The organism is Caulobacter sp. HMWF025, assembly GCF_003060965.1.
Lineage (GTDB): Bacteria > Pseudomonadota > Alphaproteobacteria > Caulobacterales > Caulobacteraceae > Caulobacter.
Genome location: NZ_QAII01000001.1, coordinates 41,817 through 51,816 on the forward strand (window position 1 = coordinate 41,817; position 10,000 = coordinate 51,816).

The 10,000-nt window shown below is 67.1% G+C and carries 6 protein-coding genes; 4 read left to right on the forward strand and 2 right to left on the reverse strand.

The features are described 5' to 3' along the window. Positions 1–5: 5 nt before the first annotated feature. Together mfd and DBR10_RS00200 are read left to right on the forward strand one after the other, a co-directional pair. The gene (gene mfd / locus DBR10_RS00195; protein ID WP_108504624.1) at positions 6–3,470 is read left to right on the forward strand and encodes a transcription-repair coupling factor; all 3,465 of its coding nucleotides are present in this window, start codon (positions 6–8) and stop codon (positions 3,468–3,470) included. A gap of 165 nt (positions 3,471–3,635) precedes the next feature. Then, entirely contained in the window at positions 3,636–6,092 is a 2,457-nt protein-coding gene (locus DBR10_RS00200) for an MASE1 domain-containing protein (RefSeq protein ID WP_108504627.1), read from the forward strand. Between the two features lie 5 nt (positions 6,093–6,097). Here DBR10_RS00200 and DBR10_RS00205 read toward each other — a convergent pair whose 3' ends face one another. Further along, positions 6,098–7,969, reverse strand: coding sequence for an ABC-F family ATP-binding cassette domain-containing protein (locus DBR10_RS00205; protein ID WP_108504625.1), 1,872 nt, complete (start codon positions 7,967–7,969; stop codon positions 6,098–6,100). A 96-nt stretch (positions 7,970–8,065) separates the two neighbouring features. On the opposite strand from DBR10_RS00205, the gene ndk reads away from it, so the two are divergent. Beyond that, positions 8,066–8,485, forward strand: a complete 420-nt coding sequence (ndk, locus tag DBR10_RS00210; protein WP_108504626.1) for a nucleoside-diphosphate kinase — start codon at positions 8,066–8,068, stop codon at positions 8,483–8,485. A 66-nt stretch (positions 8,486–8,551) separates the two neighbouring features. Here the strand turns inward: ndk and DBR10_RS00215 are convergent, their stop codons facing one another. Continuing rightward, positions 8,552–9,220 carry a DedA family protein gene (locus DBR10_RS00215; protein WP_233243117.1) on the reverse strand — a complete coding sequence of 223 codons (669 nt, stop codon included), beginning with the start codon at positions 9,218–9,220 and terminating at the stop codon, positions 8,552–8,554. A 95-nt stretch (positions 9,221–9,315) separates the two neighbouring features. Here DBR10_RS00215 and DBR10_RS00220 point away from each other — a divergent pair, with 95 nt between their 5' ends. After that, on the forward strand, positions 9,316–9,960 hold the full coding sequence (locus DBR10_RS00220; protein ID WP_108556065.1) for a YoaK family protein: 645 nt from the start codon (positions 9,316–9,318) through the stop codon (positions 9,958–9,960). The last annotated feature ends 40 nt before the right edge of the window (positions 9,961–10,000 follow it).

Here is a 10,000-nt window from a genome sequence, read left to right on the forward strand (position 1 = left end):
GTTTCATGGCCTACGACGCCAAGCAGATCGCCAAGGCCTCAGGCGGCCTGACCCTGGCCGGTGCGCCTGAGGGCTTTGATGCCCTGGTGATGGCCGACATCGCCCGGGCGCGCGGCGGCCTGACCGCCTTCGTGGCCCGCGACACCGCCCGGGCCAATGCCTTCCTCGACGCCCTGAAGTTCTTCGCGCCCGAGATCGAGGCCGTGCTGTTCCCGTCGTGGGACTGCCTGCCCTATGACCGGGTCGGCCCCTCGGCAGGCGTTGCAGCCCAACGGATGGCCACGCTGTCGCGCCTGGCGCGAGGCCTGGGCACGGCCAAGCCGGCCATGCTGGTCATCGCTGCGCCGGCCCTGCTGCAGCGGGTGCCCGACAAGAGCGTGCTGCTGCGTGCCAGCTATTCGGCCAGGGTCGGCAACAGCGTCGATATCAAGGATCTCGAGCGCTATTTCGCCGTCAACGGCTATGCCCGCGCCTCCACGGTCTCGGAAAAGGGCGAGTTCGCGATCCGGGGCGGGGTGATCGACGTCTATCCCTCGGCCGCCGAAGAGCCCGTGCGGCTGGACCTGTTCGGCGACACCCTGGAGAGCATCCGGGCCTTTGATCCGGAAACCCAGCGCTCGACCAAGCAGCTGAAGGAGATTGATCTCCTGCCGGTCAGCGAGGCCCTGCTTGATGCCGACGGCGTGTCGCGCTTCCGCCGGGGCTATGTGGCGAAGTTCGGGGCCCCGGGTGATGACGCCCTGTATGCTGCCGTCAGCGAGGGCGGGCGCCGCGCCGGGCTCGAGCACTGGCTGCCGCTGCTTTACGAGCGCATGGCGACCCTGTTCGACTACCTGCCCGCCGGATCGCTGCTGGGCATCGACAACCAGACCAGCGAGGCGCGCGACGAGCGTCTGGCCATGATCCAGGACGCCTACGACGCCCGCGCCAGCGCCGACCGCAAGTCGGCCTATCGCCCTCTCGATCCCGCCGCCCTCTATCTGACGGCCAGGGAATGGGATGAGGCGGTGTCGGACCGGCCGCATCGCCAGTTCACGCCCTTCCAGCCCCAGGGCCTGGATGTCGTCGACATGGGGGCCAAGCTGGGACGGGTGTTCGCCGCCGAGCGGGCCCAGGACAGCGTCAACCTGTTCGAGGCCACCAGCGATCACGCCAGGGCCCTGGCTGCGGCCGGGAAGCGGGTGCTGTTCGCCTCGTGGTCGGAAGGCTCGTCCGAGCGCCTCGGGACCATGCTGGCCGATCACGGCCTGAAGAAGATCCCCTATGCGGCCTACTGGCAGGCGGCCAAGGCCAATGATCCCAAGGTCCCGCAGCGGGTCGTGCTGCCGCTGGACCACGGCTTCGAAACCGAAAACCTGGCGGTCATTTCCGAGACCGACATCCTCGGCGACCGGCTGGCCAGGCCGCGCAAGAAGCGCCGCGCCGCCAACTTCCTGGCCGAGGCCAGCGCCCTGACGCCCGGCGATCTGGTCGTCCATATCGATCACGGCATCGGCCGCTACGAGGGCCTCAAGACCCTCGACGTCCAGGGCGCGCCGCATGACTGCCTCGACCTGCTGTATGGCGGTGAGGCCAAACTCTATCTGCCGGTCGAGAACATCGACCTGCTGACCCGCTACGGCACGGACGGTGAGAACGTCCAGCTCGACAAGCTGGGTGGCGCGGCCTGGCAGGGCCGCAAGGCCAAGGCCAAGGAACGTCTGCGGGTCATGGCCGAGGGCCTGATCCAGATCGCCGCCGCCCGCCAGCTGAAGTCGGTGGAAGAAACCGATCCGCCGTCGGGGGTGTTCGACGAGTTTTGTGCCCGCTTCCCGTATGAGGAAACCGACGACCAGCTGTCGGCCATCGCCGACGTTCTGGGTGATCTGGGCTCGGGCAAGCCGATGGATCGCCTGATCTGCGGCGATGTCGGCTTCGGCAAGACAGAGGTGGCCCTGCGGGCGGCCTTCGTGGTGGCGATGAGCGGCAAGCAGGTGGCCATCGTCTGCCCGACGACCCTGCTGGCCCGTCAGCACTACAAGACCTTCAAGGACCGCTTCCAGGGCTGGCCGGTCAAGGTCACCCGTCTGTCGCGTCTGGTGACCGGCAAGGAAGCCGCCGAGACCCGCGAGGGCCTGGCCAATGGCCAGATGGAGATCGTGGTCGGCACCCATGCGGTGCTCAGCAAGCAGGTCTCGTTCAAGGACCTGGGCCTCGTGATCGTCGACGAGGAGCAGCACTTCGGGGTCAAGCACAAGGAGAAGCTGAAAGAGCTTCGCGCCGACGTGCACATGCTGACCCTGACTGCCACGCCGATCCCGCGCACCCTGCAGATGGCGCTCAGCGGCATCCGCGAGATGTCGATCATTGCCACCCCGCCGGTCGATCGCCTGGCGGTACGGACCTATATCAGTCCGTTCGACCCGGTGACCCTGCGCGAGGCCCTGCTGCGCGAGAAGTATCGCGGCGGCCAGGCCTACTATGTCGTGCCGCGCATCAAGGACCTGGAGGATATCGAGAAGTTCCTCCGCACCCAGGTGCCCGAGGTCAAATATGTCGTCGGCCACGGCCAGATGGCCCCGACCCAGCTGGAAGACGTGATGACGGCCTTCTACGAGGGCCAGTACGACGTTCTCCTTGCGACCACTATCGTGGAAAGTGGGCTGGACATCCCGTCGGCCAACACCCTGATCGTTCACCGCGCCGACATGTTCGGCCTGGCCCAGCTGTATCAGATCCGCGGACGCGTCGGCCGCTCCAAGGCCCGGGCCTATGCCTATCTGACCACGCCGAACGAGAAGACCATCACCCTGTCGGCCGAGAAGCGCCTGCAGGTGCTGCAGTCTCTGGACAGCCTGGGGGCCGGCTTCCAGCTGGCCAGCCACGACCTTGACCAGCGCGGCGGCGGCAACCTGCTGGGCGACGAGCAGAGCGGTCACATCAAGGAGATCGGCGTCGAGCTCTATCAGCAGATGCTGGAAGACGCCGTGGCCGAGTTGCGCCAGCGCCAGGGGGCCGAGGCCCTGCTGGAGGATCGCGGCTGGTCGCCGCAGATCAATACCGGCGCGGCCGTGATGATTCCGGACGACTATGTGCCGGACCTGAACGTGCGCCTGTCGCTCTATCGCCGTCTGTCGGAAGCCGAGAAGTCGGCCGACCGCGAGGCGCTGGCGGCCGAGCTGATCGACCGCTTCGGCCCGTTGCCGCCCGAGACCGACAGCCTGCTCAAGGTCGTCGCCATCAAGGGCCTGTGCCGCGAAGCCAATGTCGCCAAGATCGACGTCGGGCCCAAGGGCGCGGTGGCCAGCTTCCGCAATGACAGCTACGCCAACCCACTGGGCCTGATGCAGTTCGTGGCCAAGAACAACATCGTCTGGAAGGTGCGTCCCGACCAGAAGGTGGTGGTCAAGGGCGAGTGGGAAACGCCGGCCCAGCGTCTGGATGCCGCCGAGAAGATCCTGGTTCAGCTGGCCACCCTGGCCCGGGGCTGACCCGGGCAAGGCTGCAGGTCATGGGGCGGCTTCAACCCATGACCTGGGACCATATGGTCTTTTGGGTTTGGTCCAGCCCGTCGCAGACCCACGTTCGGCTGGCAGCCTGCGCAATGTAGTGAAATAAAGGTCGGACCACGTGATTCCACGCGGATGATCCGATCCATGCCCGCAACGACCGAGCACGCGTCCGGTAGGCAAGGCGACACCGTCAAGACGGTGTCATTGAGCCTGCTGGCCGCTGTGGGCTATGCGCTCCTGGCCTATGTCTGTGTCGAGGTGCCGCGCGCCTATGGCGTGGTTACACCGATCTGGCTTTCCAACGCCTTCGTCATCGCCTGTCTGCTCGCCGTCGAAACGCAGCGCTGGCCCTGGTTGCTGGCCGGGGCCCTGATCGGCGGACTGGCCGCCGGGGCCCATGCCGGCGACGCGCCGGGGATCAGTTTCGTCCTGACGACGGCCAATATCGTTCAGACAGGCCTCTGTGCCTGGGCGGTCCGGCGCTTGCTGGGGCAAGAGTTCGACCTGGGACGGCCCAGGCACATGGTCATCTTTGTCGTTCTGGCCGGTATCCTCGTGCCGCTGGTGACAGGGGCTGCAGCGGCAGCCTTTCATACGCTCACGCGGGGTGGCGACCTCTGGGGCAATCTCTGGGTCTGGGTGCTGGGCGATATTCTGGGCGTTCTGACCCTCACGCCCTGTCTGCTGGTCCTGAGCCAGGCCCGCACCTATCTGGCCGAACGGGGGCCGTCCCTTAGCGGTGCCCTGGCGATGCTGGGACTGATTGCCGTCTCTCTGACAGTCTTCTTCGCTTTCCGGTTTCCCCTGCTGTTTGTGATCCCGCCGATGATGCTGCTGGTGGCGTGGCAACTTGAAGTGCTGGGGGCTGTGGTCGGGGCGGTCATCGTCGCCACCATCGCCATCATCGCCACGATGACCGGCTTCGGTCCGCTCCAGACTGTATCCAACCATCCGGTCATGCAGCTGGTCCTGCTGCAGGTGTTCCTGGCGGTGTCGATCTTTGTCAGCCTGCCGGTAGCGGCCTTTCAGCGCCAGCGCCGCTACATCCTCGACCGCATGGAGCGGGCCAGCGAGGCGGTGACCCGCAGCGAGGCCGGCTATCGCATGCTGACCGAGAACGCGCTCGACCTGATCATCCACAGCGATCTCACCGGCAAGGTCACCTACATGTCGCCCTCGTCGGTCGCCATGCTGGGCTATCAGCCGGAAGAGATGATCGGCCACCGGGCCATCGAGCTGGTGCATCCGGACGATTTCGACAGCGTCACGCAGTTCAGTGTCGATCAGGTCAAGGGCGGTCTGGCCCCGACCGACCGCATCGAATACCGCGCCTTCCGCAAGGACGGTTCGATGCTGTGGCTTGAGTCACGCCCGACCCTGGCCCGCGACCCGGTCACCGGCCGCAAGATCGGCATCACCGACGTCGTGCGCGATGTCACCGACCGCAAGGCCATGGAGCAGCAGCTGCGGGAATCGCAGGTGCGGGCCGAGGCCGCCGCCGCCGCCAAGGGCGAGTTCCTGGCCAATATGAGCCATGAGCTGCGGACGCCCCTGACCGCTGTCCTCGGCTTTGCCGGCATGATCGAGGGCCAGCCCGACCTCAGCCCCGTCAACCGTCGGCATCTGGCCCGGATCATTGATGGCGGTACCGCGCTGCTGGCGACGATCAACGACATCCTGGATTTTTCAAAGCTCGATGCCGGCCAGATGCAGATCAGGCCGCGTCCGGTTTCGCTGCCGGACCTGGTTCGGGACGTACTCGAAATCTTTGGGCCCCAGGCCTCGGCAAAGGGACTGACCCTGACGGCCAGCGGACTGGAGGGCATCCCCGAACCGCTTGAGGCCGATCCCGATCGTGTCCGGCAGGTGCTGCTGAACCTCGTCGGCAATGCCATCAAGTTCACCAGCCAGGGCGGCGCGGCCGTGGATCTCGCCTATGACGCGGCGGCCGGACGGCTGGATGTCGGCGTGCAGGATACCGGGCAGGGGATCGCGCCGGAGGACATCGGACGGCTCTTCACCCGGTTCTCCCAGATCGACTCCTCGATCAGCCGCCAGCACGGCGGGGCGGGACTGGGCCTGGCGATCTCCCGGGGGCTGGTCGAGGCCATGGGCGGCTCCATCCGGGTGGCCAGCCGGCTGGGCGAGGGCTCCCGCTTTGCCTTCGAATTGCCGGTCCGGCCTCCGGTCGACAGGAACGAGGCGGTCCCCGTGGCCTTGCCGCCTTTGCCGGTGCTGCCACCCGGTTGTCGTGTGCTGGTGGTCGATGACAACGCCGCCAACCGGGAACTGGTCCGCACGGTCCTCGAGGCCTTTTCAGTGGATGTTTCCGAAGCCGTCGACGGGGAAGAGGGGGTCCGGGCCGCCGAGGGGGGCAGTTTCGACCTGATCCTGATGGATCTGCGCATGCCCCGCCTGGACGGGATCCGGGCAGCCGAGCAGATCCGCGCCGGTCATGGTCCCTGTGCCGGTGCGCCGATCCTTGCCTTCTCTGCCGACGTCCGCTCCGGTCCGACCGCTTCGGTGTTCAACGGATCGATCGCCAAACCGATGACCGTCGCCTCGTTGGTCGGCACCATCGCGGCCGCCCTGGCCGCCTGACCGGATCAGCCCTGGGCTTCGGCCAGCTCCTCGGCCAGCGCCATCCAGGTCGCCTCGGCGTCTTCAAGCTTGGCCCTGGCGCTGCTGACCCGCTTGGTCAGCTCGGCGACCTTGGTCGGGTTCTTGTAGATCTGGGGATCGGCCAGCTGGGCGTCGAGTTCGGCCACCTGGCGCGTCGTGCGGGTTACGACCTGTTCGGCGGCCTCGATCTTGCGCTTCAGGGGCTCGATGGCGACCGCCTTGCGGGGGGCGGCCGAAGCCGTTTCGGCCTTGGCCGGCTCGCGCGCCACCTGGGTGGGTTTCACCGCCTGTTTGGCGCGGTCCAGCACGAACCTGGCATACTCGTCCATGTCGCCGTCGAACGGTTTGACGGTGCCGTCAGCCGCCAGCCACAGGCGGTCGGCGACCAGTTCCATCAGCGAACGGTCGTGGGTGATCAGGATCACCGCGCCCTCATAGTCATTCAGGGCGTCCAGCAGGGCCCGGCGGCTGTCGATGTCGAGGTGGTTGGTCGGTTCGTCGAGGATCAGCATGTGCGGCGCGTCCATCGCCACCATGTTGAGCAGCAGGCGCGCGCGCTCGCCGCCTGACAGATTGGCGACCGTCGTCTCCTGCTTTTCGAAGCCGAGCCCGAACTGGGCCAGTTTCGAGCGGCGCGAGCTTTCCGAGGCGTCCGGCATGGCCCGGCGGATAATCTCCAGCGGGGTGTCGACCGGGTCCATGGCCTCGATCTGGTGCTGGTGGAACCAGCCGACCTTCATCTTGCGGTCGCGGTGCAGTTCGCCCGACTGGATGTCCAGGGCCCCGGCGATCATCTTGGCGAAGGTCGACTTGCCGGCCCCGTTGACGCCCAGCAGGCCGATGCGGTCATCCAGGTCCATGCGCAGGTTGAGGTTCTTGAGGATCGGACGTCCGGCCTCGTAGCCTACATTGGCTCGCTCCAGCCGGATCAGCGGCGGGGCCAGGGGACGCGGCGGTGAGGGCAGGGTGAAGGGCGCGACGCGCTCTTCGATCGTGGTGGCCACCGGCTCCATCTTGGCCAGGCGCTTCATGCGCGACTGGGCCTGGGCGGCCTTTGAGGCCTTGGCCTTGAAGCGATCGACGAAGGCCTGCAGGTGGGCGCGCTCGGCGTCCTGCTTGGCCTTGGCCGACAGCTGCAGGCGGGCCTTTTCGGCGCGGCGCTTCTCGAAGTCGTCGTAGCCGCCGGTGTAGAGCTCCAGCTTGCCGCCGGCCAGGTGCAGCATGTGCGTACAGCTGTTGTTGAGCAGCTCGCGGTCGTGGCTGACGATCAGGGCGGTGTGCGGATACTTCTGCAGCCGGGCTTCCAGCCACAGGGCCCCTTCCAGGTCGAGATAGTTGGTCGGTTCGTCCAGCAGCAGCATGTCCGGCTCGGAGAACAGGGCCGCGGCCAGGGCCACGCGCATCCGCCAGCCGCCGGAGAACTCGCTCATCGGCCGTTGCAGGTCCTCCTGCGAGAAGCCCAGGCCCGAAAGAATTTCCGAGGCCTTGGCCGGGGCCGCGTCGGAGTCGATTTCGATCAGCCGGTTCCAGATCTCGCCCATTTCCTCCGGATCAGCCGTCTCCAGGCGCGTCAGCAGGCTGTGACGCTCCTCGTCGGCTTCCAGCACCGTGTCGAGCAGACTGACGGGCGTGGCGGGGTGCTCCTGGTCGACCGAACCGATGCGGGCGGACTTCGGGAGGCTGATCTCGTCGTCACCGGCGTGAAGCTGGCCCAGCACCAGCTTGAACAGGGTCGACTTGCCGACGCCGTTGCGACCGATGAGGCCGACCTTGGCTCCGGGCGGCAGGTTGACGCTGGCGTGGTCGAAAAACTTCCGTCCCCAGGCATTGAAGGTCAGGTCTTTGATCTGAAGCATTTGACGGGACGACTACGCAGCGGGTTGGCGGGGAGCAAGCGCCCGGCTATAAGCCCGCAACCTCCCAATTCACAACTTTATGTGTGAGATATCTTCGTGACCGAACGCACCTTCTCGATCATCAAGCCGGACGCCACGCGTCGCAACCTGACCGGCGCCATCAACGCGGTGATCGAGGCCGCCGGCCTGCGCATCGTCGCCCAGCGTCGCGTCCACCTGACCGAAGCCCAGGCCAAGAAGTTCTACGAAGTTCACGCCGAGCGTCCGTTCTACGGCGAACTGGTCGGCCAGATGATCGCCGAGCCGGTCGTCGTGCAGGTCCTGGAAGCCGAAGGCGCCGTGGCCAAGTACCGCGAAGTCATGGGCGCCACCAACCCGGCCGCCGCTGACGAAGGCACCATCCGCAAGCTGTTCGCCCTCTCGATCGGCGAAAACTCGGTCCACGGTTCGGACAGCCTGGAGAACGCCGCGATTGAAATCGCCCAGTTCTTCACGGACGACCAGATCGTCGGCTAAGGCTTTCCCGCCTTAACGACAGCAAGAGGCCGGCGGAGCGATCCGCCGGCCTTTTTTGCTTGTGGATCAGGCGGCGACGCGGACGGCGCGGGCCTGCGGGGCCAGAAGGCGTCGGGCGGCCAGATAGACGGCCAGACAAAGCAGGGCGGCCGCGAGGGCTACGATTGTGCCGGCGACCGGGTCGGTCAGCAGCAGGTCAAGATTGCGGGCCGCCAGATAGCCGGGCGCGAGCAGCGAGATCACCCAAAGTGGGGCGGTCGCGGCGCTGGCGGCCTGAAACGCCCAGGGCCGGGCCCGCGACATGCCCGCCACGATCGGAATGAACGGCCGCACCGGTCCCATGAAGCGCGCAGCCGCGATGGCAATAACGCCGTGGCGGCGCGACAGCAGGCGGGCTCGGGCGAACAGACGGCGATGACCGGCCAGCAGGCCGCGGGCCAGGCGGCGCGCTCCAAGCCCGCGGCCGAGCAGGTAGGAGATCGCATCACCGACGACGGCCCCGGCGCTGCACCACAGGATCGCTTCGACCGGATGCAGGGCCCCCTGGGCCACCAGGGCCCCGGCCATCAGCATCACCGCCACGATCGGGATCAGCAGGCCGACCAGGAGCAGGGCTTCGAGCAGGGTGAGGATGAACAGGATCAGCCCCGCCCAGAGGCTGTTCTGGGCGATCACTTCGGTGATTTGCGGCAGGAGCGATTCCATGGTGCCCATGATGCTGAGGAAAAGTGACAACACTCTGATCGGGCGTGGTTACTGGAAGCTGCGCGACAATCGGCCTCACGTCCGGCGCATTTGGGTGCGCGCGTTTCAGGTCGCAAGGAGCGGATGTGAAAGACTACGGCAAGAACGACATCGCCCTGGCCGCCGCCCTGTCGGGTGTGGCGGGCTATGTCGACGCCATCGGCTTTCTGAAGCTTGGCGGGTTCTTCGTCTCGTTCATGAGCGGCAATTCCACCCGACTGGGGGTGGGGCTGGCGACCGGTCACCTTGAAGCGGCGCTGACCGCCCTGGTCCTGATCGCGCTGTTCGTGGCCGGGGTGGTGCTGGGCGCCCTGGTGGCCAACCGGGCGGGGGAGGGCCGCCGGGCCATGGTCATGGGCCTGGAGGCCCTTCTGCTGGCGACCGCCGCCGGCCTGATTTCGCTCGGCCACGACCCTGTCGGTGTCGCAGCCATGGTCCTGGCCATGGGGGCCGAGAATGCCGTCTTCCAGCGCAACGGCGATGTCGGGGTGGGGCTGACCTATATGACCGGCGCGCTGGTCAAGGCCGGTCAGCGCATTGCGGCTGCCCTGACGGGCGGCGACCGCTGGGCCTGGGGGCCGTACGTCATGCTCTGGGCGGGCCTGACCCTCGGCGGGGCCCTCGGGGCCCTGGCCTATCTGCGACTGGGGGTCCTGGCCCTGTGGGGCGCAGCGACGGTCCTGGCCGGGCTGGCCCTTTTCCGCTTTGTCCGGGAACGAAGCCTAGGCTAGCGACCGGACAAAGTCCGCGAGGGTCGCCGCATAGAGGCGG